At 68.5% G+C, this 26,557-nt stretch carries 21 protein-coding genes and 13 pseudogenes; 15 read left to right on the top strand and 19 right to left on the bottom strand.

What is annotated here, in order from left to right; all coding sequences use genetic code 11:
• Window positions 1–50: 50 nt before the first annotated feature.
• The gene (locus OG395_RS54510) at window positions 51–1,313 is read right to left on the bottom strand and encodes an IS110 family transposase (RefSeq protein ID WP_327241165.1); all 1,263 of its coding nucleotides are present in this window, start codon (window positions 1,311–1,313) and stop codon (window positions 51–53) included.
• A 310-nt stretch (window positions 1,314–1,623) separates the two neighbouring features.
• Here OG395_RS54510 and OG395_RS54515 point away from each other — a divergent pair.
• Together OG395_RS54515 and OG395_RS54520 are read left to right on the top strand one after the other, a co-directional pair.
• Window positions 1,624–1,893, top strand: a pseudogene (locus tag OG395_RS54515) (DUF6192 family protein); the annotation flags it as partial.
• Between the two features lie 10 nt (window positions 1,894–1,903).
• Window positions 1,904–2,060, top strand: a pseudogene (locus tag OG395_RS54520) (RacP protein); the annotation flags it as partial.
• 50 nt (window positions 2,061–2,110) lie between these two features.
• Here OG395_RS54520 and OG395_RS54525 read toward each other — a convergent pair.
• Both OG395_RS54525 and OG395_RS54530 read right to left on the bottom strand, forming a co-directional pair.
• Entirely contained in the window at window positions 2,111–2,494 is a 384-nt protein-coding gene (locus tag OG395_RS54525) for a hypothetical protein (RefSeq protein ID WP_327241164.1), read from the bottom strand.
• A 118-nt stretch (window positions 2,495–2,612) separates the two neighbouring features.
• Window positions 2,613–2,807, bottom strand: a pseudogene (locus OG395_RS54530) (transposase); the annotation flags it as partial.
• Window positions 2,808–2,854: 47 nt separating this feature from the next.
• Here OG395_RS54530 and OG395_RS54535 point away from each other — a divergent pair.
• Window positions 2,855–3,451 carry a hypothetical protein gene (locus OG395_RS54535; protein WP_327241163.1) on the top strand — a complete coding sequence of 199 codons (597 nt, stop codon included), beginning with the start codon at window positions 2,855–2,857 and terminating at the stop codon, window positions 3,449–3,451.
• A 136-nt stretch (window positions 3,452–3,587) separates the two neighbouring features.
• On the opposite strand, the pseudogene OG395_RS54540 reads toward OG395_RS54535, so the two are convergent.
• Window positions 3,588–3,749: pseudogene (locus OG395_RS54540) on the bottom strand (DUF4259 domain-containing protein); the annotation flags it as partial.
• A 162-nt stretch (window positions 3,750–3,911) separates the two neighbouring features.
• Here OG395_RS54540 and OG395_RS54545 point away from each other — a divergent pair.
• Window positions 3,912–4,337: pseudogene (locus OG395_RS54545) on the top strand (transposase); the annotation flags it as partial.
• A gap of 218 nt (window positions 4,338–4,555) precedes the next feature.
• Window positions 4,556–4,822 (top strand): annotated as a pseudogene (locus OG395_RS58930) (IS110 family transposase); the annotation flags it as partial.
• A gap of 48 nt (window positions 4,823–4,870) precedes the next feature.
• Here the strand turns inward: OG395_RS58930 and OG395_RS54550 are convergent.
• The 3 genes and pseudogenes from OG395_RS54550 to OG395_RS54560 all read right to left on the bottom strand — a co-directional run.
• Window positions 4,871–5,355, bottom strand: a pseudogene (locus tag OG395_RS54550) (transposase); the annotation flags it as partial.
• A gap of 151 nt (window positions 5,356–5,506) precedes the next feature.
• Window positions 5,507–5,845, bottom strand: a complete 339-nt coding sequence (locus OG395_RS54555; protein WP_327241162.1) for a TetR/AcrR family transcriptional regulator C-terminal domain-containing protein — start codon at window positions 5,843–5,845, stop codon at window positions 5,507–5,509.
• Between the two features lie 68 nt (window positions 5,846–5,913).
• Entirely contained in the window at window positions 5,914–6,060 is a 147-nt protein-coding gene (locus tag OG395_RS54560; protein ID WP_327241161.1) for a hypothetical protein, read from the bottom strand.
• A gap of 171 nt (window positions 6,061–6,231) precedes the next feature.
• Between OG395_RS54560 and OG395_RS54565 the strand changes: the two are divergent.
• Together OG395_RS54565 and OG395_RS54570 are read left to right on the top strand one after the other, a co-directional pair.
• Window positions 6,232–6,411 (top strand): annotated as a pseudogene (locus OG395_RS54565) (ISAs1 family transposase); the annotation flags it as partial.
• A 295-nt stretch (window positions 6,412–6,706) separates the two neighbouring features.
• A pseudogene (locus OG395_RS54570) lies at window positions 6,707–7,117 on the top strand (ISAs1 family transposase); the annotation flags it as partial.
• Between the two features lie 280 nt (window positions 7,118–7,397).
• On the opposite strand, the gene OG395_RS54575 reads toward OG395_RS54570, so the two are convergent.
• On the bottom strand, window positions 7,398–8,483 hold the full coding sequence (locus tag OG395_RS54575; RefSeq protein ID WP_327241159.1) for a helix-turn-helix domain-containing protein: 1,086 nt from the start codon (window positions 8,481–8,483) through the stop codon (window positions 7,398–7,400).
• 102 nt (window positions 8,484–8,585) lie between these two features.
• Between OG395_RS54575 and OG395_RS54580 the strand changes: the two genes are divergently transcribed.
• Window positions 8,586–9,830 carry an MFS transporter gene (locus tag OG395_RS54580; protein ID WP_327241158.1) on the top strand — a complete coding sequence of 415 codons (1,245 nt, stop codon included), beginning with the start codon at window positions 8,586–8,588 and terminating at the stop codon, window positions 9,828–9,830.
• On the opposite strand, the pseudogene OG395_RS54585 reads toward OG395_RS54580, so the two are convergent.
• The 3 genes and pseudogenes from OG395_RS54585 to OG395_RS54595 form a co-directional block, all read right to left on the bottom strand.
• Window positions 9,793–10,124: pseudogene (locus OG395_RS54585) on the bottom strand (site-specific integrase); the annotation flags it as partial. The gene OG395_RS54580 and the pseudogene OG395_RS54585 sit on opposite strands and share 38 nt — an antisense overlap.
• Before the next feature lie 279 nt (window positions 10,125–10,403).
• A complete protein-coding gene (locus OG395_RS54590) occupies window positions 10,404–10,781 on the bottom strand; it encodes an integrase core domain-containing protein (RefSeq protein WP_327241157.1) in 378 nt (125 codons plus the stop codon).
• 27 nt (window positions 10,782–10,808) lie between these two features.
• Window positions 10,809–11,465, bottom strand: coding sequence for a hypothetical protein (locus tag OG395_RS54595; protein ID WP_327241156.1), 657 nt, complete (start codon window positions 11,463–11,465; stop codon window positions 10,809–10,811).
• Window positions 11,466–11,608: 143 nt separating this feature from the next.
• On the opposite strand from OG395_RS54595, the gene OG395_RS54600 reads away from it, so the two are divergent.
• Entirely contained in the window at window positions 11,609–12,928 is a 1,320-nt protein-coding gene (locus tag OG395_RS54600; protein WP_442818489.1) for an IS256 family transposase, read from the top strand.
• A 137-nt stretch (window positions 12,929–13,065) separates the two neighbouring features.
• On the opposite strand, the pseudogene OG395_RS54605 reads toward OG395_RS54600, so the two are convergent.
• Window positions 13,066–14,670 (bottom strand): annotated as a pseudogene (locus tag OG395_RS54605) (DUF4158 domain-containing protein); the annotation flags it as partial.
• A gap of 316 nt (window positions 14,671–14,986) precedes the next feature.
• On the bottom strand, window positions 14,987–15,604 hold the full coding sequence (locus tag OG395_RS54610) for a TetR/AcrR family transcriptional regulator (RefSeq protein ID WP_327241154.1): 618 nt from the start codon (window positions 15,602–15,604) through the stop codon (window positions 14,987–14,989).
• A 154-nt stretch (window positions 15,605–15,758) separates the two neighbouring features.
• On the opposite strand from OG395_RS54610, the gene OG395_RS54615 reads away from it, so the two are divergent.
• On the top strand, window positions 15,759–16,619 hold the full coding sequence (locus tag OG395_RS54615) for an enoyl-CoA hydratase/isomerase family protein (RefSeq protein ID WP_078641296.1): 861 nt from the start codon (window positions 15,759–15,761) through the stop codon (window positions 16,617–16,619).
• A gap of 294 nt (window positions 16,620–16,913) precedes the next feature.
• Window positions 16,914–17,024 (top strand): annotated as a pseudogene (locus tag OG395_RS58935) (IS5/IS1182 family transposase); the annotation flags it as partial.
• Between the two features lie 359 nt (window positions 17,025–17,383).
• On the opposite strand, the gene OG395_RS54620 reads toward OG395_RS58935, so the two are convergent.
• Window positions 17,384–18,004 carry a plasmid pRiA4b ORF-3 family protein gene (locus OG395_RS54620; RefSeq protein ID WP_327241116.1) on the bottom strand — a complete coding sequence of 207 codons (621 nt, stop codon included), beginning with the start codon at window positions 18,002–18,004 and terminating at the stop codon, window positions 17,384–17,386.
• A 104-nt stretch (window positions 18,005–18,108) separates the two neighbouring features.
• Here OG395_RS54620 and OG395_RS54625 point away from each other — a divergent pair, with 104 nt between their 5' ends.
• Window positions 18,109–19,167, top strand: coding sequence for an IS630 family transposase (locus OG395_RS54625; RefSeq protein ID WP_327241115.1), 1,059 nt, complete (start codon window positions 18,109–18,111; stop codon window positions 19,165–19,167).
• A gap of 11 nt (window positions 19,168–19,178) precedes the next feature.
• Here OG395_RS54625 and OG395_RS54630 read toward each other — a convergent pair whose 3' ends face one another.
• Both OG395_RS54630 and OG395_RS54635 read right to left on the bottom strand, forming a co-directional pair.
• Window positions 19,179–19,664: a hypothetical protein gene (locus tag OG395_RS54630; protein ID WP_327241153.1), complete on the bottom strand. Its 486-nt coding sequence runs from the start codon at window positions 19,662–19,664 to the stop codon at window positions 19,179–19,181.
• 142 nt (window positions 19,665–19,806) lie between these two features.
• On the bottom strand, window positions 19,807–20,382 hold the full coding sequence (locus tag OG395_RS54635; protein ID WP_327241152.1) for a hypothetical protein: 576 nt from the start codon (window positions 20,380–20,382) through the stop codon (window positions 19,807–19,809).
• Window positions 20,383–20,774: 392 nt separating this feature from the next.
• On the opposite strand from OG395_RS54635, the pseudogene OG395_RS54640 reads away from it, so the two are divergent.
• Window positions 20,775–20,930, top strand: a pseudogene (locus OG395_RS54640) (sugar ABC transporter permease); the annotation flags it as partial.
• Between the two features lie 78 nt (window positions 20,931–21,008).
• On the opposite strand, the gene OG395_RS54645 reads toward OG395_RS54640, so the two are convergent.
• From OG395_RS54645 to OG395_RS54655, 3 genes are all read right to left on the bottom strand, one after another.
• On the bottom strand, window positions 21,009–21,584 hold the full coding sequence (locus OG395_RS54645; protein ID WP_327241151.1) for an amidohydrolase family protein: 576 nt from the start codon (window positions 21,582–21,584) through the stop codon (window positions 21,009–21,011).
• A gap of 70 nt (window positions 21,585–21,654) precedes the next feature.
• A complete protein-coding gene (locus OG395_RS54650; protein WP_327241150.1) occupies window positions 21,655–22,227 on the bottom strand; it encodes a hypothetical protein in 573 nt (190 codons plus the stop codon).
• A gap of 13 nt (window positions 22,228–22,240) precedes the next feature.
• Window positions 22,241–24,415 carry a DUF3289 family protein gene (locus tag OG395_RS54655; protein ID WP_327241149.1) on the bottom strand — a complete coding sequence of 725 codons (2,175 nt, stop codon included), beginning with the start codon at window positions 24,413–24,415 and terminating at the stop codon, window positions 22,241–22,243.
• 154 nt (window positions 24,416–24,569) lie between these two features.
• Between OG395_RS54655 and OG395_RS54660 the strand changes: the two genes are divergently transcribed.
• Together OG395_RS54660 and OG395_RS54665 are read left to right on the top strand one after the other, a co-directional pair.
• Entirely contained in the window at window positions 24,570–25,319 is a 750-nt protein-coding gene (locus tag OG395_RS54660; RefSeq protein WP_327241148.1) for a carbohydrate ABC transporter permease, read from the top strand.
• Window positions 25,320–25,705: 386 nt separating this feature from the next.
• On the top strand, window positions 25,706–26,518 hold the full coding sequence (locus OG395_RS54665) for a phytanoyl-CoA dioxygenase family protein (protein WP_327241147.1): 813 nt from the start codon (window positions 25,706–25,708) through the stop codon (window positions 26,516–26,518).
• The last annotated feature ends 39 nt before the right edge of the window (window positions 26,519–26,557 follow it).

Consider the following 26,557-nt stretch of genomic DNA (forward strand, 5'->3'; position numbering starts at 1 on the left):
GTGGCGTTTGGCATCCTGTGGGACTCTGGTCCGAAAATAACGTCTGAGCATCAGCCCGGTAGGTGGGTTGAGGTGGCCTCGATGGGTTCGAAGCGGACGGTAAGGCCGAGGGCGTTGGCCTGGCGGGTGATCCGGCGCAGGGCGCGTTCGGGGTCGTGTTTGGCGTAGTAGTCACCGCCGAGGTCGTGGAAGGCGGTGTCCTGGGTGAGCATGTGCCAGACCGCGGTCAGGGTCGAGTGTTCGAGTGCGACCAGGGCTTTCTTCTTGCCGAGGCGGGGCATGAGGCGCATGTAGCGGGCGCCGAGGTAGGTGGTGTCGCGGGTGCGGGAGGCGGCCATGGCTGCGGTGCCCAGGGCGGCGCCCAGCCAGCGGTTGCCGTGGCGTCTGCGGCCGGACTTGTGCTTGCCGGCGGACTCGTGGTGGCCGGGACAGACCCCGGCCCAGGAGGCCAGGTGTCCGGCGGTGCGGAAGCGGGACATGTCGCCGCCGGTCTCGGCGATGAGCACCTCGGCGGTGGTGCGGCCGACTCCGGGAATGGTTTCCAGCAGTTCAAGCTGGCGGGCGAAAGGGCGCATCTCCTCCTCGATCCGCGTGGACAGCTCGGCGATGGCCGCCTTGAGCTGGTCGATGCGTTCCAGGTGCAGACGGCACAGGAAGGCGTGGTGCTCGCCGAAGTTGCCGGTCAGCGCCTCGACCAGGGCGGGGATCTTGGGCCGCATGCGGGCCTTGGCCATCTGGGCCAGGGCGTGGACGTCGCGTTCGCCGTCGATGAGCGCGGTCAGCATCGCCCGCCCGGAGACGCCGAGGATGTCGATGGCCACCGCGGAGAGCTTGATGCCGGCGTCCTCCAGTTCCTTCTCCAGCCGCTGGGCCTCGCGGCCGAGTTCCGCGGCGAGGGTGGAGCGGTAGCGGGTCAGGTCGCGCAGGTGCCGGATCGGCTCCGGGGGCACGAACGATGCCTTCAGCAGGCCGCACTCGCCCAGCTGGCACAGCCAGGCCGCGTCGGCGACATCGGTTTTGCGCCCGGGCAGGCCCTTGGCGTGTGCGGCGTTGACCAGGATCACGTTCAGGCAGTCTTCGAGGAGGTAGAACGCCCCGCGCCAGTAGTCGCCGGTTGCTTCCATGACCACCAGGGTGACCTGTTCGGAGATCAGCCAGTCACGCAGCTCCAGGAGCGCGTTGGTGGTGGTGGCGAACGTGCGGGTCTCTTGTCGGCGCGAGCGTCGCCCGCTCGGGCTGGGGGTGCGTACGCACGCTTTTAGGTCCTTCTTGCCGATGTCCAAAGCGGCGCACCGCTCGTGCAACACGTCCATGAACCCCTCCCGGGCGACGAGGCGCCGTCCGGAGGGGCCACAGGGCTGAAGAGTCTGGTCCGCGTGCTGCAGCAACAATTGACGGTCCCTGTCAGCGGCCCCCAACGCCATACTGACGCGCGAGCTCGATGGCATCACAGATAGATCGGCGTCCCGGACGGACACGGGCCCATTTTCCCGCCTCCACGGAGGCCCGCGCAGCGGGCCTGGATTACTGACGCGTAAATAACTGCAGGTAGGAGCTGTCTTGGGCAGGGCCTTGCGCCCGGTCGGGACCTCGTCCGCCGGGTTTCGTTCCCGCTCGTTCATCCACTTCGACCGGACCAGCCCCGTCGCCCCCGTAGTCCGCCAGATCGACCGGACCGTTGAGTTCCTCGACCTGGTTTCTGCCTGCCACTCCTTCGTCGCGGCCGCAGGCCGCACCGTCCCCGGCCTGCGGGACCGGCAGCTGGGCGAGGACGAGCGCGCCATCGTGCACGAGAACGTCGCCAGGGTGAGGGCCACGCTGGACTGGATCGAGACCGCGGTCGACACCGGCAAGGTCGACGTCGACGGCGAGTTGGCCCGTCTCCTGGCCGGCCCCAAGCCATGCCCCCAGGCGCCGGGGCCAGGCTGCTCGGCGGCGCGCCGACACACTCCGCTTCATCCTCTTCGAGGCCCGCCCCGCCGGGCTGCTGGGCCGCTGCCGGTGAACTCACACCCAGCCAGGTGCGGGCAGGGCTGGCCTGCCTGCGCGACATCATCGCGGGCCCGGCCCTCACCCCGACTGAGCTGGCAGAAGCCGCCTGAGCCGGGAATTACGCAGGTCGTCGGGCCCTCTCAAACGCGGCCCGGACTTCTGCGAAGCGTTCTTCGCTCTGCACCTTGCCGGCGGCCATGTCGCTGAGCGCATACGCAGTGGTCTTGAACCCGTCAGTGTGATGGAACTCGGCACCCCAGTTGCCGAGCGTCACATGTGTGACCTGCTGCAAGGGCAACCGCTGAGTACCCCACGGGTTCACGGCGACAACCAGCTCCGGACCAATCTCCAGCCGGACTCGCAGTATCACCCACCAGAAGAAACAGCAGGCACCGACCGCCAGGCCCGTCCACAACCCTGCCCGTGTGAAGCCCACCCACGTCGGTGCAAGCACCCACCAGAACCAGCACCGAGCGGCTGCCACCACGACAACAGCCGACATGACATACGCCGCGGGGCGAGCACCCCCGCCGACGCGCCACACCGCGACCTCATCCCCACCCCGGTCTCCCATGGCGACATTGTGGCTCTCACCGCCCACGATGGCCCCGTTATTTCGTGGTGATCGTCGCCTTGGACACCTCCGCGCCGTAGACCTCGGCGAGGTGCGCGGAGATCTCCCCGTGAGTCAGGCCCTTCGCGGACAGCGACAGCACCATCTCGTCCACGCCGGTCAGACGCCGCTGGCGCTTCTTGACGATCTGCGGCTCAAAGGTGCCGGCCACGTCTCGCGGGACCTTCACCTCGACCGGTCCGGGCATGTCATGGGAAGATCCAGTTCGACGGACAAGGGGTGGAGCGTATGGGGCTTGACTACAGCTACAAGATCTTTGTGCCTGCCAAGAACGTCGCCAGGGCGCTGCTCGAGCTCACCAAGCTGGCGCCGCCAACCCGTCGAGTGACGCCGCTTACGGTCACCATGCCCGGCGGTGACCGGGTCGTCGTCCCGTTCACGTCCAACTTCAAGAGCGAGCCGGTGGATTGCTCCACAAGCGGCAGGCTTGAACTCGACACCTCAATCATGTTCGGCGTCGACGACGCGGTGCGCGAGTTCTGCGGGGACCGTGACTCCGAACCCGACGAGTTCGGGAGAGTTCAGATTGGGTACGTCTACCTCACGCTGCGGTTCGCGCCCGCGCCACACCCTCGCTTCGCGTCGCTAAAGTTCACCGCAGCCACGTCGGGGATGAGTCGGCTGTTTGAGCGATCCGCAAGCATCGGAGCCGTGTTTACCGGCCTCACCGCCGCCAGCGGCGGAGTGTGCTGTCTACTCGACACCGAGAGCGACACCTTCCAAATATGCTGGCTGAACGGTCAGCCGATCCAAGACACGGTTCCCGGCCCTCGCTTCGCCAACTACCGCGATCTTGTGACAGTTTGGCCCGGCCAAGACCAGTGAGGAAGCATCTCACCAGAGGCCCTTGGACTGCTGGCCGAACGCGGAGGAACCCGCCGCGTTCGAAACGCAATGAGACGCCGACCCTGGCACAGGGACCAGCCCAACTGACTTGATCCACAGGTCTTGACTATTACTCCACCGCCTCTTCCGCTTCCGCGAGGTAGCCAGTGGCGTCGATTGTCCGGATGAGAACGCCTCGGATCAGGGCCTCGCGTGCCTCGGGCTCGGCGTCGTCGAGAGCGCTGGCGAAGTCCGCAGCTGTGTCGTTGTCGAAAGGACCAGTATCCCAGGTGCCCATGCTGATCTCCTTGCGTAGCTTCGCCGGGATCCTCGCATCAGGCTCGACAGGGTCTGTACGGTCAACGGTGGATCTTCGAACAGGAAGTGACACCTGATGACAGACGTGATCGTCTCGGCTGAGGCCGTGCAGGAAGTGCAGCCCCTGGGGGTGCCGGACGCCATGGACGACCAGCTGATCGGCCAGCTGGTGGACCGGGCGAAGGCCAGCGGGATCAAACTGACCGGTGAGGGCGGGCTGCTGCAGCAGCTGACGAAGAGGATCCTCGAGTCCGCCCTCGAAGGTGAGATCACCGACCATCTCGGGCACGAGAAGCACGAGAGGGCCGTCGGCGGCAACACCCGTAACGGCACCCGCTCCAAGACCGTGGTGACCGAGGTTGGGCCGGTGGACATCGAAGTCCCCCGCGATCGTGAGGGCAGCTTCGAGCCGCAGATCGTCAAGAAGCGACAGCGTCGGCTGACCGGAGTGGACGAGATGGTGCTCTCGCTGTCCGCCCGTGGCCTGACCCATGGGGAGATATCCGCCCACCTGGCGGAGGTCTATGGCGCCGAGGTTTCCAAGACGACCATTTCCATGATCACGGACAGTGATAGTGGTATCCGGGTTCCCGGTGGTCGTGACTCGATCACTGACTGACGTCCTGCTGGGCTGTCTTCGCCTTGGTCTGTCCGGCTGCCGGGGCCCGTTCCCGAGGCCCCGGCCGGGTGGATCATGACCTTATAGGAGCCTGGCCAAAGGCCCCATCACTGTCCTGTCTGCCCCGCCCGGCCGGAGCCATCTCCGGTCAGGAAGGCATCTCCAGCATGACAGGAACGGACACCGAAGCCGTCGTCGAACACGTGGTGATCGGCGGAGTGGACTCCCACGCCGACACCATCCACGTCGCCGTGGTGACTGACCGCGGCGGGCAGCTCGCCGACGCTGAGTTCCCCACAACGGCCGCTGGATACACGGCTGCTATCGCGTTCATGGCCGCTCATGGCACTGTCGTCTCCGTCGGGGTGGAAGGCACATCGTCCTACGGCTCGGGGTTCACGCGAGCGGCCCGCAAGGCCGGCCTGACCGTGATCGAGGTCAACCGGCCGGACAAGGCCGAGCGCCGCAGGATCGGCAAGTCCGATCCCATCGACGGTGGTCTTGGAGACCTCCGTGCCGTAGACCTCGGCCAGGTGGGCGGAGATCTCGCCGTGGGTAAGGCCCTTCGCGGACAGGGACAGGACCATCTCGTCCACGCCGCCCAGGCGCCGCTGGCGCTTCTTGACCAGCTGCGGTTCGAACGTGCCCGCCCGGTCCTGCGGCACCGTGATCTCCACCGGGCCGACCTCGGTGGTCACGGTCTTGGACCGGTGGCCGTTGCGGCAATTCTCCCGGCCGCCCTCGACCCGTTCACCGGGCTCGTGTCCGAGGTGGTCGGTCAGCTCACCCTCCAGCGCGGACTCCAGCACCTTGCGCGTCAGCTCCGCCAGAAGGCCGCCCTCGCCGTTCAGCTTCACTCCGCCGGCCTGGGCCCGGGCCACCAGTTCGGCAACCAGACCGTCATCCACACATCCAGCGCACCCACGGCGGCCTCCCCGGCCTTGATGTCACTCATCACGTCAGTCATCAACTGTCGCTTCCAGCTCGGGAGTTACACCGGTTACCGTACAGACCCCCCGCATGAGACTGAGCACTACAGATGGCGGATGAGCACTGGATCTGTCGGGCTGTGCATTTGAGTTGGTGTGACTGAGCTCCTCAGTCGGCGGCTGAGCGCTTCAGGTGGCGAGTGGACACCCTGGAGACGATGCCCAAGCAGGGTTCATACGGTGATGCGCCAGGCCGTCCAGAAGGGCCTGGAGGCCGAACTCGAAGGTCCTGTCGGGGGCAGCGGCATATTCGGCGGCCGCCTGGGTGTCCAGCCGGGCGCGCAGGCGCGGGTAGTGCATGGCGATCTCCTGCGCCTTGGTCATGGCGTCCTGGAACTGTGCTTCGGTGGTGACGCGGCCCTGGTTGAGTCTCCGGGTGAGTGCGGCGGTCGCGGCGGCGCTAGCCGCGTGGCCGAGGACGTAGGTGAAGACGGCGGCCGCGGCCTGCAGGGGGTGGGCAGCGGCCACCGGACCAGGGGTTGATACACCGTCACGGTGTGGGCAGTCTGCTCCTCCCACGACACCCGCAGGAGCCGTCACCCGGTGCGTGCCGTCGGTGCGCACGAACCTCTGGGGGCGTTCAGTCGCGCCGGTACCAGGGCTTCGGCGTAGTCGACGGGCATCCGGTTCATGACGGTCTGGTCGGCCGGGGAGAGCGGAACAGGCACGGCCTCCAAGATCATGGAGTTCTCGACGCCCCGTGACCTGTCTGGAAGACCGTGCCTGCCGAAGCATCATCGCTGATCCCGCCTGCCCTTGACCAACTTCGCGAGCATCCCGAGGCCGCGCCGGAAGAAGTGCCCGGACTGCTGGACCGCCTCACCCAGGTGCCCGATCCGCGTGATCCCCGCGGAGTGCGCCACGCGCTGGTCGGCGTTCTTGCCCTGGCCGCCTGCGCGGTGCTGGCCGGGGCAACGTCGCTGCTGGCGGTCGGCGAATGGATCGCCGACGCTCCGCCCCACGTGCTGGAACAAGTCGGCATGCGACTCGATCCCTTGTTCCCCAAACGGTCTCTGCCTGCGGAAACAACGGTTCGACGACTGCTGGCCCGGATCGACGGCGACACGCTGGACCTGGCGGTCGGCCGCTGGCTCGCCGACCGCCGCAACCGAGCCGAGGGCCGGCTGCGCGGCCTGGCGGTCGACGGCAAGAGCCTGCGCGGAGCGGCCAGGGCCAACGGCCGCAGGATCCACCTGCTCGCAGCCCTGGAGCACACCACCGGCCTGGTCCTGGCCCAGCTGGACGTGCAGGAGAAGACGAACGAAATCACCTGCTTCCAGCCGCTGTTGGAGACCCGACCTGGCCGGGGTGGTCGTCACCAGCGACGCCATGCACACCCAGCGCGAGCACGCCGACTACATCCTCGGTCGCGAAGCCCACTACATCGTGATCGTCAAGGGCAACCAGAAGAAGCTCCGCAAGCAGCTCAAATCCCTTCCGTGGACAGAGATCCCGCTGCAGGGCCGGGTGAGGGGCACCGGCCACGGACGCTCGGAGATCCGACGGATCAAGGTGGCCACGGTCAACGGCCTGCTCTTCCCCGGAGCCCGGCAAGCCGTCCAGGTCAAGCGCCGCCGCACCGACCGCAAGACCGGCAAGACCACCATCAGGACCGTCTACGCCGTCACCAGCCTCACCGCCGAGCACGCCAACCCCGCCCAGCTTGCCACCCTGATCCGTGACCACTGGCAGATCGAGGCCCTGCACCACGTCAGAGACACCACGTTCGCCGAAGACGCCTCGCAGCTGCGAACCGGCAACGCGCCCCGCGCGATGGCCACCTGGCGCAACCTCGCCATAGGCGCCCTGCGGCTGGCCGGCGCGACCAACATCGCCGCCGCTCTGCGACACAACGCCCGCAACGCGGACCGCCCGCTCGCCCTGCTCGGGCTCAAGTGATCACGAAACGGACGCCCGCCGACTACGCCGAAGCCCTGGCGCCGGTACTGCTCGGCGGCCTGCCGAGTCGGATGATGCTGCGAAGGCGGTGGTCGCCCGCGTTCTGATAGTCGGAAGCTACTCAGCGCAGTACGGCCGACAGGAGGTCGGTGCCCAACGCCGCCAGATCGGGCAGATTGAGGGTGTAACGGACGTAACGACCGTGCCGCCGAGCCGTGAGCAGGCCCGCGCGGCGCAGGACGGCAAGGTGGCGGGACACCTCCGGGGGCGAGAGTTCCCAGAAGTGGGACAGCTCGCCGGTGGTGTGCGGGCCGCGGGCCAGAGTGCGCAGCAGCCGCAGCCGTACCGGATGCGCGAGCGCCTCCAGCCGGAGGGTGACCGTCTCCAGAGAGACCGGATCAGCCGGACTCAGCTCGGCGACAGGGTACTGCACCACCGGATGCCACCCGGGCGCGTGGACCGCCACCAGGTGCGGGCGGCCGAAGACGCTGGGGATGAAGGTGACCCCGGCGCCACGGGCGGCGGTCGCCTTGTCCTGCACCTTGTCCACGATGATGCAGTCGCCGTCCGGTGCCAGGGTGACCGCGCCGGAGACCGAGGCGAGTGCCGCCCCGACGCCGTGGCGCCTGAGCAGTTCGTTCTTCAGTCGCAGATCGGTGGCGAGCTGCACCGCGACGCCCGCCCAGGCGCCGTCGAAGAAGGCTCCGACGCATTCTTCGAGGGTGTGGCGCACCCGCGCTCGCACCGCGGCCGGGTCCGCGAGCAGCCGTTCCGCGAAGGCCTCCTGCGGCGCGCCGCGGGCCTGGGCCACGTCCAGGGCCCGCTCGCGCGCTGTCGTGTCGGTGAGCGGCGACGCCCCGGGGAAATGGACCCGGTTGCTGCCGCACGTGGTGACGAGCGCGGCGGTCACATACGTCTCGTCGTCGATCCGGTCCACGTCGTCCAGCTCCTCGGCGAGGGTCGGCCGGGGCCGCGCGGGGATCAGGAAGTCTGCCTGTGAGGAACGCCAGAGGAACTCCGCCTCCCTGAGCCGCTCGGCCAGTTCCGGCCGCAGCCCGGCCCAGACGTCCGCGGCCCAGCCGGCGAACTGCGGATGGTGACCGGGTTCGGCCAGCACGTGCAGCATCGCGGTCAGCTCGGCCAGCGGGGAGGCGGCGAACCGCACTCGCTCGGACGGCAGACCGCTGATGTCGATCCTCAGCGTCATCCCCTCATCATCACCGCCCGGACAACCTGGCGACGGCGTCGATTGACGATGTGCGTCAACCGACGTGCCCTGCCCCAGCGGCCGAACGCACCGTCTGACGCCATGGCAACCATCACCAGAATCCAGCCCCGCGCCCTCGTCCGCGCCTCAGGAGGCCCCCGCTATGCCGTCGCCCTGGCCGTGGACGCGCTAGGCACCGGCCTGCTGCGGCCCTTTCTACTGCTCTACGGCGTGACGGTACTGAGGCTGTCCGCTCCGGTCACCGGCACCGCCATGACGGTCGGCATCGTCGCGGGTCTGGTGTGCATGCCCGCAGTGGGCCGATGGCTGGACCGCGGCGCACGCAGCACGGTCGTGGCGGCGTCGATGCTGGTGCGGGTGCTGGGCGTGGCGCTGCTGCTGGCCGCCCCAGCGGGGCACGTCTGGCTTTTCGCGACGGCGGCACTCTTCCTCGGCATCGGCAACCAGGCATGGCCGGCCGCCCACGCCGCGCTCGTGGCCACGGTCGCCCACGGCCGAGAACGCGACACCGCCCTCGCAGGGGCCCGCGCCCTGCGCAACGCCGCCCTGGGCGTCGGAGCACTCCTTGCCACCGTATGCCTGGCGGGCGGCACCACCGCACTGCGGGCGCTGGCAGCTGTCACTGCGCTCGCCTACCTTGCCGCAGCCGCCTTGGCGTGGTCGGTCCACGTGCACGCACATCCAGCGGAGGCCGCCCCGGCCAAGGACCGGGACGATGAGCCCGCACCCCGGATGCTCGCGCTACTTGTCGCCAATGTGGTCTACGTCTTCTGCCTCAACGTCCCCGAGATCGCGCTCCCTCTGGTCCTGGTGACGCAGCTCCACGCGTCCCCGGCGTGGCCGGCAGCCGTCTTCGTGGCCAACACGGCGCTGGTCGTCACCCTGCAGGTGCCGGTCACCGTCCTCATGTCCCGCTTCTCCCGGCGGACCGTGCTGGCCCTCTCTGGCGTGGTGCTGGCCGCGTCCTACCTCGGCTTCCTCGCGGCCACCTCACTGGGACACGGCTGGGGTACCCCGGCCATCGCCACGGTGTCCGTGGTCTGCACGGTCGGCGAGATCATCTACGCCGGCAGCGCCACCGCGCTCGTCACCGCACTCGCCCCGGCCCATGTCCTGGGCCGCACCCTCGCTCGCTTCCAGCTCTCCACGGGCTTCGGCCTCGCCGTCTCCCCGGCGGTCATCACCACGCTCGCACCCCACGGCCCAGCCGCCCTCTGGGGCAGCCTCGCCGCCGCGACACTCCTCTCCGCTGGCGCCGTTGCCACCGAGAAGGATCAAGGAACGCGGCTCAGCGGTTGCTGCCCCCGGGAGCGAGCAGGCTTGTGAGCTCGGCAATCGCCTCGCCTCTGGTGACGGTTTGACGTAGCGGCGGACGTTCTCCGCTCTCTTGTGCCGGGACTTCGCCATCAGCATCAACAGGGACGCGCCCTGCTCGCCGAGGTAGGTCAGCGAGGAGTGGCGGTACTCGTGCAGATCCCAGCCTGTGCCCGGCCCCCGAAGTGCGGTGTGCTCGTCCAGCAGGGCGCGCGCCTGGCCGTAGGAGAGCCGGGCAAGCCCGGTGTCCGGGCATATGCCGCGCGGGCTGACGACCTTGCCAGGCCCGGGGCGGCGATGGGCGACATCGTGGAGGCGGCGTGGAAGGTGCAGGCGGCTTTTCGCCGGAGCCATGCACCCCGTTCAATGCGGTGGCGGTTTCGGGTCCAGGGCGTTGCCGACGGTGCATCCGCCGGGCATCCGCTGGATCCGGGGCGGCACCCACACCTCGGTGGCGCCGGGGCTCACGCGGGCAAGAAGGCAGTCCTGCGCGTCGAAGCCGTTGCTGTCCCGCTCGAAAATACGATTCGGTGCTGTGAGCTGCGGTGGTGTCGTTTGGTCAGGCGGCGCGGTGATACTGGTTGATCAATCCTTTGAGGATGGGTTGTCGCCGGATCTGGTGGGTCTGGAGGTCGGTGATGGCGGCCGGGTTGGACGGTTGGTCGCTGTCCGGGGTAGCTGCTGGCGGGATTGGTGGGGACGGTGTCCGTTGTAGTGCTGGATGTACTCGGTCAGTGCTTTCACGGCGTGGGTCTCGTTGTAGATGAGCATGCGGTCGAGGAGCTCGCGGCGGAGGGTGCCCACGACTCGCTCGCAGATCGCGTTCGCTTTGGGTGTCCGTGGTGGGCTGAGCGGAATCTCCACGCTGTCGGCCTCGAGGACGGCGTCGAAGGCGTGGGTGTACTTGCTGTCCCGGTCCCGGAGGAGGAATCGCAGCGAGTCGATGGGGCGGTCCGGGATCACGGCGGGGTTCCTGGCCTGCTGGACGGTTCATTGCGCGGTGGGATGGGCGGTGACGCCGGCGAGGTGGAGGCGCCGGGTGCCGTGCTCGATGACGACCAGGGCGTAGAGGCGCTTGAGTGACACGGTGTCGAGGTGGAGGAAGTCGGCGGCGATGATGCCGTGGGCCTGGGCGGTGAGGAACTGGCGCCAGGTCGGCCCGGAGCGCTGCGGGGCGGGGTCGATGCCGGCGGCATGCAGGATCTCCCAGACTGTGGACGGGGCGATCGCGTAGCCCAGGCGGGCGAGTTCGCCCTGAATCCGGCGGTGGTGGCCCCAGGTGCTGTTCTCGCGGGCCAGGCGCAGAATGAGCTGCTTGACGGCGGGCGCGGTGGAGGGTCGGCCGGGGCGGCGGCGTTGGATGAACGCCCACTTGCGGGCGAGGAGTTGACGGTGCCAGGCCAGCAATGTGGTGGGGGTGACCGCGAAGACCTGGCGCCGGCGTTCGCGCGGGATCAGCCGGGAGAATGCGGCGAGCCAGATCCGGTCGGCGAGCTCGTAGCAGACCCGGGCGGTCTGCCGGCGCAGCACCGCGTTCTCATGCCGGAGCGCGAGAACTTCCGCATCCTTGGCCATACGGCTGCGCAGTACGGCAGCGGGCACGGTGATCAGATTCCGGACGAGCGTGGCGACGACCGACAGCGACATCCGCAGATCGTCGCAGGCCAGTCGAGGCCTTGTCGCCAGGATCAGCAAAGAGGGTGTTCACTCCTATGTGTAAGTGATGGTCTTGCTGGGTGCTGGTCGGGCCCGTCCTGACCTGGAGTTTGTGACACACAGTGAGTGACTTGATGAACGAGATCAGCCCGCAGGCCGCGCCCATGGACAGCCGTGAGGAGGCCGCCCGACGCCTGGCGGGGGCACTGTCGCCTGCGGCGATCGACCGGATGCTGGCGGACGCGGAGGAGGCCGGGGTCGGCATCGACGGGGCCGGCGGGCTGCTGCAGCAGATGATGAAGGCGGTCCTGGAGCGGGCTCTGCAGGTCGAGATGGCCGACCACCTGGGCTACGAGGCCGGCGACCCGGCCGGTCGGGGCAGCGGGAACTCCCGCAACGGCAGCTTCCCCAAGACACTCACCACGACGGCGGGGCCGGTCACGGTGGACGTGCCCAGGGACCGCAAGGCCGCCTTCGAGCCGGTCATCGTGCCCAAGGGGCGACGGCGCCTGGCCCAGGTCGACGACATGATCCTGTCCCTCTACGCCCGCGGCATGACCACCCGCGACATCACCGCGCATCTGAAGGAGGTCTACGGCTCCGAGGTCTCCCCGGCCCTGGTCTCCAAGATCACTGATGTGGTGGCCGATGAGATAACTGCCTGGCAGAACAGGCCAGTTGACGAGGTCTATCCCATCCTCTATATCGACGCACTCAGCGTGAAGGTCCGCGACGGCGGCATGGTCACCAACAAGTCCGCCCACCTGGTCATCGGCGTCGACGTCGACGGCATCAAGAACGTCCTGGGCATCTGGATCCAGGACACCGAAGGCTCGAAGTTCTGGCTGAACGTGCTCAGCCAGCTGAAGAACCGCGGCCTGCGCGATGCGCTGATCGTGTGCTGCGACGGCCTGACCGGCCTGCCCGAGGCCATCAACACCGTCTGGGACAAAGCCCTGGTCCAGACCTGTGTGACCCACCTGATCCGGGCGTCGATGAAGTACGTCTCCTACAGCGACCGCAAGAAGGTCGCCGCCGCCCTCAAACCCATCTACACGGCCGCGACCGAGTCCGAGGCGCTGTCCGCCCTGGACGAGCTGAGGGCGAACTACGGCAAGAACTACCCTGGTTTGATTGCCAGTTGGGAGCGGGCCTGGGAGGATTTCATCCCCTTCCTCGCCTTCGACCGCGACATCCGTCGAGTGATCTACACCACCAACGCGATCGAATCCCTGAACTACCAGCTCCGCAAGATCACCAAGACCCGCGGCCACTTCCCCTCCGACGACGCCGCCATCAAGCTCCTCTACCTCGGCATCCGCCGCATCGAGGGCCGGCACATCGACGGCGACGGCCCCATCCCCCAAGGCCGCGTCCGGGGCACCGGCACCCTCGGCTGGAAGCGCGCCATGAACCACTTCATGCTCGCCTTCCCTGACCGCCTCCCCCTCTGACCCCAGCAAGATCACCCTCAGTAACCACCCCACGGGCCCGACCAGCAAGAACACGCATCACGACATACACAAAGGAATTGACAACCTCTCAGCAAACGTGCAGGCCACAGCCGCGAAATCGTATTTTCGAGCGGGACAGGCAGGCCCAGGGATGCCAGCACGGTGGGCTTGGCCTGCTCCCATGCCCCGCCGGCCAGCAGCTTCGCCCTCGGGTCGCCCCACTTAGAGGAGTTCTTCGCGAAGATCTCCCGCCTGCGCAGCATGCGGTGGAACTGCTCCAGCACGCAGAACACGTACGCCTTCCAGTCCACGCACCCCGGCTCAAGGTTCGGCGCGGCCAGTACCAGCCGCCGCCAGGACCCGGCCAACAGCTCGGTGTCGATCTCGGCAGGTCCCACCTTCTTGCGGCCCATCAGCTCCGGCAGCGACTTCAGCGCGGCCAGCACCGGGGCGCCCTCCGGAGTCGCGCCGAAGTCCACGACCTTGATCAGGAGCTTCAGGAACGGCCGCACCGTGCCGAACCGGGTAACCAGCATCGCCCGCCATGCCTGGTCCGCATCGGAGTCCAGCGGCGGCGTCAGCTCGAACAGTGCGGCGATCGCGGCGGCCAACTCGCTGCGTGGCACCACCGCCTCGATCTGCTCCCACATCGCCGCCAACGTTTCCACTTTCGGGGCGCTGATCTCGCCGGTGTCGGTGTCGACCTGCTCGGAGGTGGTGTCGAAGACGACCTGGAACGCGGTCGCCAGTTTCGCCCCGGCCCGCTCGACCCTCGGCAGGGTCTTCATCTTTTCCTTGGCCGTCTCCCGCTCGGCCCTGGCCAGCAGCTTGGTGGCGATCAACACCTCCAGGAGATCCAGGGCGTCATCGACCGCCCGCGTCGTCAGGTGCACCGCGGTGGCCAGCAGGGTCGCCAGCCGGCGCGCGTCGTTGTGGCGCTTGAGCAGCGTTGCCTTGCCATCCACCCCGTACCGCGACAGCTCAGCCAGCCGGCGCGGCGGTATCCCCGACACGTCCAGCTCACCCATGCCCAGGTCGGCGATCTCCTCCGCCCGATCCAGCGACCACTTCATCTGCGGACCCGACACCCGCACCGGCCCGCGCCGCAGCCGGTCCAGCTCCGAGACCCGCGAACCGGCCGGCACCGTCAGCAGCGAGTCCAGCACCGCCCGCTGCCCGGTGTTCAGCAGCCCGTAGAGGGTGTCCCACAGTCGCTGGTTCGCCGCCTCCCGGACATTACCTACCAGCCTTGACAGGCGGCTCGCCCCGGGAAGAAGCACCCTGCGCTCGCGCAGCCACCCGGCCGCCGCGTCGAACAACGCCTTCGGCCCGTCCCCGGTCGTCCAGGCCCGCGCATCGAGCCACTCACCCAGTTCGGCCGAGACCTCGGTGAAGTCCCGCCAGCCCCCGGCTTCCTGGATCTCCCCGGCGTGGCTGCGGGCCGTCCCGTCCCGCTCGCCGTACTCCTTCAGGCACGAAGGGTCCTCGATCTCCAGCTGCTCGGCCAGATACTCGGCCACCTCCGCCGGCACCTGCCGCGGATCCGGCATGAACCGGCCCAAGTAGCGCACGCTCGTGAGCTGGACCGCGTATCCGAGCCGATTGTGTGCACGCCGCTTGGCCTGCGCCACATCCCGGTCCGCGTCGTCCAGGAAGAAGTACCGCTCCAACTCCGCACGGGACCGCGCCCCGACAAACGCCCCGTACCCAGCCTGCTCACCCGACAGAAACTCGACCGCCACAACAACTCTCCGAAGATCGACTACAGCGACCCGCGAAGGCTCCGGTACGCAATCACACCAGGTCAAAGCGCCAATCAACGCCCGGAGGGCTTAGCGCACGATCTGACACAGATGTTCCTCAAGCCCCAGATAGGCGCTATGGGGGCCTCGGCGGCCCCGCACGGCTGCGCGTGGACACCGTCCGCTTCGGCCGGATCGACACCCCACTCCTGCACTCGCGGCCGGAGCTGGACTCCGACGACGCGATCACCGCCGCCGGATCGACCACTCCTTTCGGCCGCTTCGGCACCGCCGAGGAAGCCGCCGCCTCGGCCCTTTACAACGGAGCGTCCGTCTGCTGGCATGCCGGGGTCGAGAAGGCGGCGAACGCAGCGTCCAGCAGTTTGCCGAGGTCCTCTTGGCCGTCGCTCGCACTCCATTGCCCGAGGACGATCCACAAGATTTCGAGCGCCGCCGCTACGCGAACGTTGGCGATGACCAATGACCCGTCGGTCGAGGAGGTTGTCTTCTGCAGTCGGGCGACGATCTCTGGTCGCCATTCAGCCTGCTTCTCGCGGAGGCGTGCGCACAGGGCTGGGGTCTGCTCGATGAGGCCGAGGATCGTCACGAGTTCCTGGACGTCGCGCACGAGGAACCTCACGGCTGACTCCAGGGCGTTGCGCAGCCTGCTCCAATCGTCCTGGTTGGCCCGCTCGGCATCGAGCGCGTCAGTGATGACGTCACCGACAGGGTCGAAGACGAACAGGACCACGTCTTCCTTGGTGCCGAAGTAGCGCAGGAAGGTGCTCCGCGACACTCCGGCGGCTTCGGAGAGGTCGGTGAAGGTGACCTGGTTGAAGCCGGTGAGGCAGAACCGGTTGAACGCGACGCGGGCCAGCTCTGCTCGCACCGCGTGGCGGCTGATCTCACGGGTACCGACTGGCGCTGCGCTCATGGGGACGAGTGTACTCCGACACACTCGTTTGCTTCTTTGGATACAGGTTTCTAACCTGATACTCAGTGTCAGTTGCGATGCTGAGATTCGCGACGCTGTCCCCAGCCGGCGGCCCGGTCACGGGCCGTCCCTTACTGCGAAATGGAGCCACCTCATGAGCTACGAAGACCTTCCCGCCCTGACGATCGACGTCTCGGACGGGGTCGCGACGGTGACAATCGATCACCCGCCGCTCAATCTGATGGACGCGGTCCTCCTGCCGTCACTCCGGGCATTCGTCGCGCGTGTGCGGGACGACGCCGACGTCCGCGTCATTGTCTTCGAGAGTGCTGACCCGGAGTTCTTCGTTGCGCACGGTGACATGGCCTACCTCACCGACCCTGACGCGCTGCCTGCAGCCACTCGCGCTGCGATCGCGGCCGCGCCGGGCTCGACCGTCCCGGAAGGCCTGAACATCCTCCAGGCGATGAGCGAGGAGGTCCGCTCGCTGCCGCAGGTCACCATCGGCAAGCTGGCGGGCTTCGCGCGCGGCGCGGGCAACGAGTTCTTCATGTACCTGGACATGCGATTCGCGGCGATCGGCAAGTCGGGGCAGGGGCAGCCGGAGTCCTTGATGGGGATCCTCCCCGGAGGCGGCGGCACGGTGAACATGACGCGCCTGGCAGGAAGGGCCCGCGCGCTGGAGCTCATCCTCGGCGCCGAACTCGTGGGCGCGGAGCTCGCGGAACGGTACGGCCTGATCAACCGTGCCCTGCCCGCCGCAGAACTCGATTCCTTCGTCGACACCCTCGCCCGACGGATCGCCGGCCTCCGGCCGGAGGTGATCTCCATCACGAAGGCTGCGGTCGACGCGGTCGCGCAGCCGATTCCGCGTGCGGCGTACGCCGTTGAGAACGAGGGCCTGTTCGCGGCGTTCGGCGATGAGGTCACCGAGCTCGCCCACAAGCTGCTCGCCGCTGGTATCCAGACCCGCGAGGGCGAACGGGACCACGAGCGCATCGCCAACAGCATCTGAGTGCCCAAGCTCTCGCCATCCGTGCAGAGGCTCCGTAGGAAGAGTTCCTCAGCCATTGCCGGCACGCGCGTTGTCGAGTGGTCAGGTCGACCACCCTGGTTCGCCGGGCCTGTCGGGAACACGACCGGCTGAAGCGCCGGAAACGGCGGGCAGGGGAGTGGATAGCGCAAAGCCGTAAGCTTGACAACGCTGTTCGGCCGCGCGGATAGGCGCGGTTGGGAAGGTAGGTAGCCGAGCGGGCACAGGTCTCGTTGATCACGGAGTTGTGACGCTCTGTGATCACCGAGGAGACCTGTGCCTGCGCTTCCATCATGGCTGACCGAGCCGCTCTGGGACCAATTCGCGGTCCTGCTGCCCGGACCCCCGCCGGCCCAGCCCGGACAGCGCCCGCTTCCGCAACACCGCCCGGCACCAGTACGACTGGCAGGACCAGGCCGCGAACAACGTGTTGCACCTGCTCGACGCTGAGGGCAACACCCTGGCCCGAGCCGAGTACGACGGCCCTGTGTGGATGCCCGGCGACCCGGACGCCGACGCGGAGGCGACGCCGGACCCGGCTTAGCGCACGATCCGGCATGGCCGTTCCCCGCGTCCCGCCTAGCGGGGCAGGCGGCCCAGTACGGCACGGAACCTCTCCCGTCCTGCCGTGACGCTCGCGTCCCACAGACCTCCTGCATCACTAGTGCAGCGCCGCACTGATCCTGCGAGGGTCAGGATCGCCCCTGCCGTGGTGGCTGGGGCGATCGATGCTGCATGGTGGAGCGTCAGTTCTCGATCAGGATGGCTGCGAAGCCGGACAGTGCGCTGTTGACCTCTGCCAGGTCGAAGGCGGCGGGGTCGAACTGGTCTGCGGTGTCGAGGCCGAGCCATTCGAGCCGTTCGTCGTGTTCTTCGTGGCCGGGGTCGGCGAGGATCTCGATGAGGTACTCGTATCCCCACATCCCGCCGCAGTCCTCGGGCGGGCAGGCACGGCGGCCGGTGAGGCAGCGTGGGTAGGGGGTACCCGCTTCGGCGTCGGTGATGGCCTCGACGAGGATGTCGTGCTCCCAGTCGTCGCCGAAGTCGTAGGTGTAGCTGAGCTTGTCGCCGACGCTCGGGGCGACCTGGTCAAGTCGCTTGGATGCCGCGCTGCGGATCCCCAACTCACGGTCGGCGACTCCATAGCGGTCCTGCGGGGTCTCGAAGGCCCACATGTGGTAGCCCTCCCAGCCGAAGGCCGCCTGGATGAGGTGGTGAAGCTGCTGCAGCGTGGTGCCCGACGGCACTTCCAGGCGGCGCCAGACCGGGGGCCGGGAGCCACGCAGGGTGACCTTGATCTTGTGGACGACCTTTCCGGGTGCCGTCCGGGAGCGGGAGATCGGCTTCGCGCGCCTGGTATTCGCCATGGCCGTCATCCTGCCACCGGCCCCCTTCCCGCGAGGCCGTCCGCCGCTGACCCCGTTCGTCCGCGCGACAATGACCGCCGCTCGTCGAATCCAGGGGTGGGGTCATGCCAGCGCACAGCCCGTTCACGGTGGTCTGGGACAAGAGCCAGCGCGCGGTTCTGGAGCAGTTGGCCCGCTCGCGCACCGCGCCGCTGCGGCGCATCCAGCGAGCCGAGGTCGCCCTGGCCGCCGCCGACGGTGTCTCCAACGCGGCCATCGCTCGCAGCCACCGGTTACACATCGCCACCGTGCGACGCTGGCGCAAGCGGTTCCACCACGAGGGCATGGCCGCTCTGGACGACCGCAGGAGGCCGGGCCGCCCGCGTCGGTACGGGCCCGAGGTGCACCTTGCGATCGTCGCCACGGTCACCTCCGCCAAACCGGCCCCCGACAGTCAATGGACCCACAAGTCGATCGCCAAGTCCCTTGCTGCCCACGAGATCTCCGCCTCCCAGGTCGGGCGGATCCTGGCCGACCTGGACCTCAAACCCCACCTCGTCCGCGGCTGGCTCACCCGCCCCGACGACCCGGACTTCCACGTCAAGGCCGCCGAGGTGTGCGCCCTCTACCTGCATCGCCCGCCCGGGTCGGTCGTGCTCAGCGTGGACGAGAAGACCGCCATGCAGGCCCGCTCGCGTCGCCACCCCACCAGGCCCGTACGGCCCGGCCATGCCGAGCGCCGCGAGTTCGAGTACCGACGCCACGGCACCGCGTCCATCGTCGCGGCCCTGGACGTGCACAGCGGACAGGTCTTGGTCGAGGACATCGCCCGCAACGACTCCGTCACCTTCATCCGGTTCCTGCGACTGCTGGACGGGAGTATCGACCCTGCCCTGGCGATCCATCTGGTCCTCGACAACGGATCGTCACACGTCTCGAAGGCCACGCGGGCCTGGCTCGCGGCCCACCCGAGGTTCACCGTCCACCACACGCCCAAGCACGCCTCATGGTTGAACCAGGTCGAGATCTTCTTCTCGATCCTGGCCCGCCGACTGCTGCGACGAGGCGAGTTCACCTCACGCCAGGACCTCATCGACCAGATCCGCGAGTTCACCCTCGCCTACGACAAGGAAGCCCGCCCCTTCCGATGGACCTACGACGGCACCCCACTCAAGGCCACCTGACCCCCGCAGGATCAGTGCGGCGCTGCACTAGTCAGCAACAAGGACTGGAGCCGTTGCTCCTCGGCAAGAAGGCTGGCCCCCGCCACGTTCTGGTCCAGCATCCCCATCGCGGTGAGCGCCACATGGCCGCAGGACACCGCGTCATCAGCGTCTCCCGTGCCATGGGCTAGCAGGGCATACCGCAAGGTGAGGACAGCGAAGAAGGCGTAGGTGTCGGCGACATCGGTGATCCCCTCCTCGTTCGGCTGAAGCTCCGGGAACTGCTCCAGCAGGCGTACGCGCTCGGCGGTGTCGGCGAGCGGCCGGTCGGCATGCCAGAGGTCGCGTACGGACTCCGCGTAGAAGTCCAGGTCGGATTCCCGCCCCGGTGTGTTCGCTCGCAAGCCCATGAACAGTGGTGCCATGCGTTCGGTGCAGGCGGCGACGTACAGGCAGATCGTCTCGCTGCCCCCGTCACGAAGCACCTCCATGACGGCCCTCTCTACCAGCTTGGCCACGTCCCGCCCTCCCGTTCGAACAGATCGCCAGATTACATAGCGGCCTGAGCGCCCAAGCTTGACGAGTTAAAGCCCTGAGGTGTCTGTCCGGTCCTCGCCAACCGCGAACGGGTGGGCGAGGACCAGGCAGAGCGGCCGGAGGTCAGCGCTGGTGGAGCGGGTGGATGTTGTCGGGGGTGTCGTCGGTGGGCGGGGTGGCCTGGGCGGGGATGCGGATCTCGATCTGGGGCTGGAAGGCCGGGGAGGTCGGGGGGAAGTTGTGGATGACGGGGCGCAGGCTCAGGCCGCGCAGGGCGCGGGTGGAGGCGAGGGTCCAGGCGAGGACGGCGAATCCGGTGGCGATGGTGCGGTCGTCGGCCGGGGTGGCGCCCCACACTGCGGCGATGCTGGCCGCGCCCCACACGGTCCAGGTGATGCGGGCGCCGGTGCTGCCGATGAGGCCGCCGATCAGGCCGAACAGGCCCGTCAGCTGCCAGAAGGTGTAGACGGCGGATCCGCTATCGGTGAGGCCGGCGGTGTGCTGGGCGATGTAGGAGCGGATCGGGTTGTCGACCACACCCCAGAAATCGTCTGAGCCGCTGGTGCCAACCTGCGTGGCGGGAACCGCGTCGGCCAGGCGGTGAAGGGCGGCATCGAAGATGTCGCCCGCGGTGTCCAGCAGGATGATGACCGCGCACACTCCGGCGAGAACCAGCAGCGCCTTGATCCAGTTGGCCATGCCGTGCCACCCGGCCTGCGGGACCTGCCGCAGCTCCTCCCACCGTCAGGCCGACGGGTTCGCGGATTCCTGGAGGAGAAATCCAGGGAACCGGAGGGAGGTTCCTCCTCTTGAGGCAGAGTAGCCCGTGGGTTTGGCTTCGTTCACTTCAACCGAAAGAGCGGCAGCATCCCTGCGCTGCCCACCCGGCTCGTCGGCCTGCTTCGCAGATCGGCGCGATCGTTCCGCGGAAAAGAAGCCGCGCTGTCTGCCGCAGAGCTGACACCATCCGGTGTCATGGCAGATGACAGCACTAAGAGCTGGTCTCATTTGGTGTGATCGTCGCTACGCTGCGGGGCATGGACCTGGTTCAGCGGCTGGTGCCGGATGAGTTATGGGAGCTGTTCCAGCGGGTCGTGGACACCTACCTCTACTTCCACGGCGTCGTCGATGGCGACTGGGGCATGTCCACCGCGGCCGGCCTGATGAAGGGCGTCATCGGCTTCGTCCTCATCTACCTCGCGAACAAGGTCGCACACCGCCTCGGCGAGCAGGGGGTCTATCGATGAGCACCGCTTCCTTTACGGCTCTGCTGCGCCGCGACCGCCGCCACGCCGAGCGCCCGGTCTGGATGGAGCGCCCGAGCGTTACGGCGCAGGGGCTGAAGTTCCGGTCATCGTCGTGATGACGTCGGCGCCGAGCGAGGCGTTGTGCGCGATGCGGGCGCGAATGTCGTCGTCGGTGGTGACCTCGCCGCCCAGGAAGCCGCAGTTGCCGCCGTGCGAGGTCAGGGGGGCGGTCGCGGTGAGGATGCGGGGGCCGGGGAGGGCGCCGGAGGTGATGGCGGAGCGGAGGGAGGCCGCGAGGGCGTCGCGGTCGCCGAGGTCGCGCAGCGTCGTCACTCCGGCTGTCAGGAGCTGCCGGGCGCGTTCCGCCATGCCTGCGGAGAGCTCTGCCGGGGTGGCCTGCGCCGTCGTGCCGATGGGGTCGGGGCCGGAGTCGAAGGCGAGGTGGACGTGGCAGTCCGTCATGCTGGGCAGCACCGTCGCGCCCGGGCAGCGCAGGCGGGGCACTTGGGGGTCCACCGTCGCGTCCAGCTCGGCGGCGGGGCCGACGGCGGATACGGCGCCGGTGCTCTCGTCGACGAGCACGGCGCCGTCGGCGGTCACCCGGTCCGCGGGGCCTGCGATGACACGGTCGGCGGTGATCAGTAACGTGTTCACGGGGGTGGGGGTCTCCTCTCGTGCCTGCTGCTTCCCTGCTGCTTCCCGGCGAAGCGTTCCGCGAGCCCTCCTACGGGAACTGCTTCTCCTCGCGGCCGATGTCGTCGATCGGGCCGAGGATCGTCCAGCCGGGCCCGAGGGGGCGGGTGGAGCGGAAGCCGTGGGCGTCCGCGTACTCCTCGGCCTCCTCCGCGGTGTCCTCGGGGGCGCGCATGATCGTGTAGCGCGGGGGGTCCTCGTGGTAGAAGCGGTAGAACGTGCGGCCCTCGTCCTTGGGCTGGTAGAGGATCACGCTGACGCCCCAGAGGGCGTCGTACACCTTCTGGTCGCGCGGGGGCGTCGTCGTGCACGTGTCGGAGGGGCGGCCGGGCTCGCGGACGCAGGTCCGGTACCGGCTCCAGTCGATGCGTTCGGCGCGGGGGTGTTCCGCGATCAGCTTCCGCATCCGGGCGTCGGCCCGGGCGAAGGCGCCCTCGCGGCGGTCGTACTCCTGCTGCAGCCGGTTGAAGCGCTGCTCGTCGAAGCCGCTGCCGAAGTGGGCCTCCAGGCCCGCGAGGACGGCGACCCGCCAGGCCAGGTACCCGGCCGTCACGACGAGCAGCGTGACGACCAGGACCCGGCCCGGCGAGCGCCTGTGGGGCATCAGGTCGGCGAGGTCAGAACGTGCCGCTGATGGGGATCTCGATGTCCGCCTGCGCGATCGGCGGGGGGTACTTCCCGTCGAACCGGTCATAGTGCTGGAGCGTAAACCAGTCGATGAAGCCGTACTCCGTGATCTCGTCGTCCGGGTCGAGACCGAAGTGGTCGTAGGAGTGGAAGACGAGCTTGCCGGAGAAGGCGTTGCCCTCGACCTTGTAGTCCTTCAGCGCGATCGTGTGGCCTTGGAACTGGTGGATCGCGATGGAGAGGGCGCGCTGGTTGGCGTCCCAGAGCGAGAAGTCGTACACCGGGTACTTCACGTCCTGGCGGAGGAACTCCTGGAAGAGGAGGTTCTTGGAGAGGTCCTCCTGGACCTTGAGCTGATCGGTGCGGCCCTTGTTGTCGATGAGGGACTGCTTGATGATCTGGCCGGCCTTGTCGGTGTACGTCTTCTCCTGTGGTGAGGCGCCGACGGCGCGGGAGAGGGCCGTGCCGGAGCCGCGGTAGAGGTAGCGGCCGGGGTCGAAGTTGTCGTCGACGGTGACCGTGCCCGCGCTCTGGCCGCCGCGGCCGTAGCGGAAGGCGTTGCGGAGGTCGTCGACGGACTGGGCGTAGTCGGCGTCGGCGCCGAGCTTGCCGAAGTTCATGATGTCGTTGAACTCGGCCCACATCCAGGACTCGGGCGTGATGCGGGCGACCCAGAACTCCCAGCCGAGGTCGGTGAGTTCGTCGAAGTTGTAGTCGTTGAAGGTGAGGTCGTCGGCGACGCGCGGGTCGGCCGGGACGGGCGGCTGCTGGGGGTCGGGGGCCTTGCGGCGGCCCTCGCGGAAGGACGACTGGTGGATCAGCATGTCGGTCGGGGGCGGGTCGCCCGGGTCACCCGGGTCTCCGCCGTCGCCGGGGCCGTCGGAGAGGATTCGCTTGCCAGGGGCCTTGGGGCCTGCCTTGTCGAAGGCGTGGCTGTCGAGGACGACGTACTTGGCGGAGCCGTCGGCCGTGGCGGTGGCCGTGATCGTGCTGCCGCTGCGCTGCTGGCCCGACTGCTTGACGAGGTGGCGGGCCTTCTCGTCGTAGCGGTAGAGGGCCGGTGCGGTGCCCTCCGTACGGTCGGGGTCCAGGCGGAAGGTGAGCCTTGCGGCGCCGTCCGCGGGGGCGGAGACCTGGAAGCCGTTGCCGAGGTAGCCCGGAGTGGACTCCGGGAACTCCCGCTGCTTGGCAGGGAGCCTGGTGACCTGGAAGCCGCCGACCTGCTTGGCGCGCAGGCCTTTGAGCGTGGCCTCGGCGGCGGTGGCGCCGCCGTCCGCGCGGCGGGTCACGTCGAAGGCGGAGTTCTTAGCGCGGGGGGAGGCGTTGAGCCTCGTCTCCTCGCCGTCCTGGACGCCGTCGCCGTCGGTGTCGGCCTTGGTGGGCTCCGTGCGGAGCTTCAGCTCGCGGGCGTCCGCGAGGCCGTCCTGGTCGGTGTCGGCGCGGGTGGGCGTGGTGCGGAGCTTGAGCTCGCGGGCGGTCGTGAGGCCGTCCTTGTCGGGGTCCTCGGCGCCGTCCTTGGTGCCGTCGCCGTCGGTGTCGGCCTTGAGCGGGCTGCTGAAGCGGTAGCCGAGCTCGGCGAAGTCGGAGAGGCCGTCGCCGTCGGTGTCCTCGGACTTGGGGTCGAGCTTGGCGCGCACCTCCAGGTCGTCGGGGAGGCGGTCGCCGTCGGTGTCCTCCGTCGGCGAGATGCCGTGCTTGGCGAAGGACGCCCAGGTCGGGGTATCGGCCTTGGCGCCGGGCTCGGCGCGGTACCAGACGGTCTCGGTCCTGCCCGGCTGGAGGGTGTTCGTGGGGCCGACGCCCTGGAGCGTCGTGCGCGCGTCCTGGGGGGCGGCGAGCTTCGCGGCGGAGGTGTCCGTGATGCGGTCAGAGAGCTCGAAGGTCAGCGACCATTTGGAGACGGGGTGATCGGAGACGTTCTCGAGCTGGAGCCGGGCGACGTACGAGCCCTCCGTCGCTCTGCCGCGGAGGGCGGCCGGGACCTGGCTCCACGCCGCGTCGCCGGGGGCGACCTGGCGGTAGGAGACGTCGACCGTGTTGTCGCGGTAGAGCGTCGCCCCGTCGGTGGCCGCGCCGTCGCCGGGGGTTCCCGCGGCGGCGGGCACGGCCGTGCCGAGGAGAAGGAGTAAGGCCGCGCCGAGGGGCACGGCGGCGCTTCTGTTCATGGGGCCTCCCATGTCTGAAGCCATGTCTGAAGACATGCCTGTTGTCTCGAAGCTGCCGTTGTGTCACGGCAGTTCGGAATCGAACGGGGAAGCTAGCAGACGTGGGGGATGGTTCCCAAGGTGTGGTGGAGGCGAAATTGAGACGTTTGGGAGATTGGTAAGCCCTGTTCCGCTTGTGTTCCTGCTCTGCCTGGGCACCAGCCTGGCGACCAAGGAGGAGCTCGCGGCCAACGGCGGCTACGTGCTCTTCCCGAGCAATCCGACCTTCGAGTCCTACAACGTGGTCCTCTCCGGCGGCGTGGTCACGCGGGCCGCGGTGGTCAGCGTCGTCATCACCCTGGTCGGCACGGCGCTCAGCCTGCTCTGCACGGTGGCCCTGGCGTACGGGCTGTCGCGGCCGGGCACGGTGGCGGGCAAGCCGCTGCTGATGATCGTCCTCGGGACCTTCCTCTTCACCCCCGGCATCATCCCCAACTACCTGGTCATCCAGGAGCTGGGCATGATCGACACATACGGGGCGCTGATCGCCCCGATCATGCTCAACGCCTTCAACATCGTGGTCGTACGGGCCTTCTTCCAGGGCATCCCGGACGAGCTCCACGAGGCTCGTGGCCGCCAAGGACCGGCCGGGCTTTCTGCGAGTGGAGCGGTACGAGGAGCCACAGGTCCGCGGCGTGCTGCCGGGCGGAAACTGGAGGCTGCGGAAGGAGAACGACGCGTCCCGTCTCGGGCGCCCGGTCATCGCGTTCTTGGTCTACGACAAGTACGTCCGGCCCGTATCCAACCTCCCCTCTCCCACAGGCCGACGGCGGGTCACCTCGGCAACGCATCACCTTTTCGAGACGGACTGATCAAGCCTTCCTGTCTGATCACGGCGTCCCTGCTGAGTGACCTCTCGCAGTGAAGATTGAGCGATTCTCACTGAAGGTTGAGTGGTTGGTTGGGGGCTTCGCGGTTCGAGTGTGACTGCGCCCTTCAGCTGGTCTCTGAGCAGTTGGCCCGTCTGAGTGCCGGGCGTGGCCGACGAGAAGTGGCAACCGGCTGCTGCTCTTCAAAGGGAGAGCGAGCCGGGCCGACCGCTGCCGCTCGGCTTTCCGGGCTGCCTCGTGCACCCGACTTGATCGGGCAGGAGGACGCGGAGTGTTTGCCCGTCGTCGGCAATGTGGTCCTGTGACCGCAGGGCGGTTGCCTCCGGCCTCAGAGGGGCAAGAAGGGGCTCGGTGAACACCCGACAAAGGCGGTGCGGAGAATGTCGGGTGATCGGGACCGGTGTCGCCGCACGATGGGGGCATGGATGACACGACCTTGGTATCCCGCTTCCTCCGTGACGGCTTCGTGAAGTTGGAGGGCGCCGTCGCGCCGCGCGTGGCCGCGGACTGCGCGCGGCTGCTGTGGCGAGAGACGGGATGCGACCCGGACGATCCAGCGACGTGGACGCAGCCCGTGCACTGGGTGGCCGGCATGGCGCAGGGGCCGTTCGCCGCCGCGCCCAACTCCCCGTCCCTGCAGCGCGCGTACGACCTGCTCGTCGGCGCGGGATGCTGGGAGCCGCGCTACTCGCTGGGCACGTTCCCACTGCGCTTCCCGCACGAGGAGGAGCCGGACGACGCGGGCTGGCACATCGAGGGGAGCTATCTGCCGGAGGGCGAGAGCTGGTACTTCACAAATCTGCGCTCCCGGGGCCGGGCGTTGCTGATGCTGTTCCTGTTCAGCGAGGTCGGTGAGGAGGACGCCCCGACCCGGATCCGGGTCGGCTCACACCTCGACGTGCCGAAGGTGCTGGAGAAGTACGGGGAGGACGGGGCGAGCGGGCTGGCCCTTGCGCCCGATCTGGTGGCGGCGTCCGACCACCGGCCACTCGCCCTGGCCACCGGGTCCCCGGGCGACGTCTTCCTGTGCCATCCGTTCCTGGTGCACGCGGCGCAACCGCACCATGGGGTGCGGCCGCGCTTCATGGCCCAGCCGCCGCTGATGCCGGCCGCGCCGTACGAACTGGAGCGGGCCGACGGCGCGTACTCACCCGTGGAGATCGCGATCCGTCGGGGCCTGGGACAGGACACGCCCGGTCCGGACGGGGACGGCGCCGACTGCAGCGCCGGGTAGACATGCTTCATCCGTTCCTGGAACCGGGCGGAGAACCAG

Source organism: Streptomyces sp. NBC_01320 (assembly GCF_035974375.1).
Lineage (GTDB): Bacteria > Actinomycetota > Actinomycetes > Streptomycetales > Streptomycetaceae > Streptomyces > Streptomyces yanii.

What these genes read in the sequence shown, in the direction of transcription:
- OG395_RS54655 (WP_327241149.1), bottom strand. Translation starts at nt 24,415, where the DNA reads ATGAACAGAAGCGCCGCCGTGCCCCTCGGCGCGGCCTTACTCCTTCTC.
- OG395_RS54620 (WP_327241116.1), bottom strand. Translation starts at nt 18,004, where the DNA reads ATGGCGAATACCAGGCGCGCGAAGCCGATCTCCCGCTCCCGGACGGCA.
- OG395_RS54560 (WP_327241161.1), bottom strand. Translation starts at nt 6,060, where the DNA reads ATGATCTTGGAGGCCGTGCCTGTTCCGCTCTCCCCGGCCGACCAGACC.
- OG395_RS54600 (WP_442818489.1), top strand. Translation starts at nt 11,609, where the DNA reads ATGAACGAGATCAGCCCGCAGGCCGCGCCCATGGACAGCCGTGAGGAG.
- OG395_RS54650 (WP_327241150.1), bottom strand. Translation starts at nt 22,227, where the DNA reads ATGCCCCACAGGCGCTCGCCGGGCCGGGTCCTGGTCGTCACGCTGCTC.
- OG395_RS54595 (WP_327241156.1), bottom strand. Translation starts at nt 11,465, where the DNA reads ATGTCGCTGTCGGTCGTCGCCACGCTCGTCCGGAATCTGATCACCGTG.
- OG395_RS54635 (WP_327241152.1), bottom strand. Translation starts at nt 20,382, where the DNA reads ATGGCCAACTGGATCAAGGCGCTGCTGGTTCTCGCCGGAGTGTGCGCG.
- OG395_RS54610 (WP_327241154.1), bottom strand. Translation starts at nt 15,604, where the DNA reads ATGAGCGCAGCGCCAGTCGGTACCCGTGAGATCAGCCGCCACGCGGTG.
- OG395_RS54580 (WP_327241158.1), top strand. Translation starts at nt 8,586, where the DNA reads ATGGCAACCATCACCAGAATCCAGCCCCGCGCCCTCGTCCGCGCCTCA.
- OG395_RS54535 (WP_327241163.1), top strand. Translation starts at nt 2,855, where the DNA reads ATGGGGCTTGACTACAGCTACAAGATCTTTGTGCCTGCCAAGAACGTC.
- OG395_RS54615 (WP_078641296.1), top strand. Translation starts at nt 15,759, where the DNA reads ATGAGCTACGAAGACCTTCCCGCCCTGACGATCGACGTCTCGGACGGG.
- OG395_RS54665 (WP_327241147.1), top strand. Translation starts at nt 25,706, where the DNA reads ATGGATGACACGACCTTGGTATCCCGCTTCCTCCGTGACGGCTTCGTG.
- OG395_RS54625 (WP_327241115.1), top strand. Translation starts at nt 18,109, where the DNA reads ATGCCAGCGCACAGCCCGTTCACGGTGGTCTGGGACAAGAGCCAGCGC.
- OG395_RS54510 (WP_327241165.1), bottom strand. Translation starts at nt 1,313, where the DNA reads ATGGACGTGTTGCACGAGCGGTGCGCCGCTTTGGACATCGGCAAGAAG.
- OG395_RS54575 (WP_327241159.1), bottom strand. Translation starts at nt 8,483, where the DNA reads ATGACGCTGAGGATCGACATCAGCGGTCTGCCGTCCGAGCGAGTGCGG.
- OG395_RS54525 (WP_327241164.1), bottom strand. Translation starts at nt 2,494, where the DNA reads ATGTCGGCTGTTGTCGTGGTGGCAGCCGCTCGGTGCTGGTTCTGGTGG.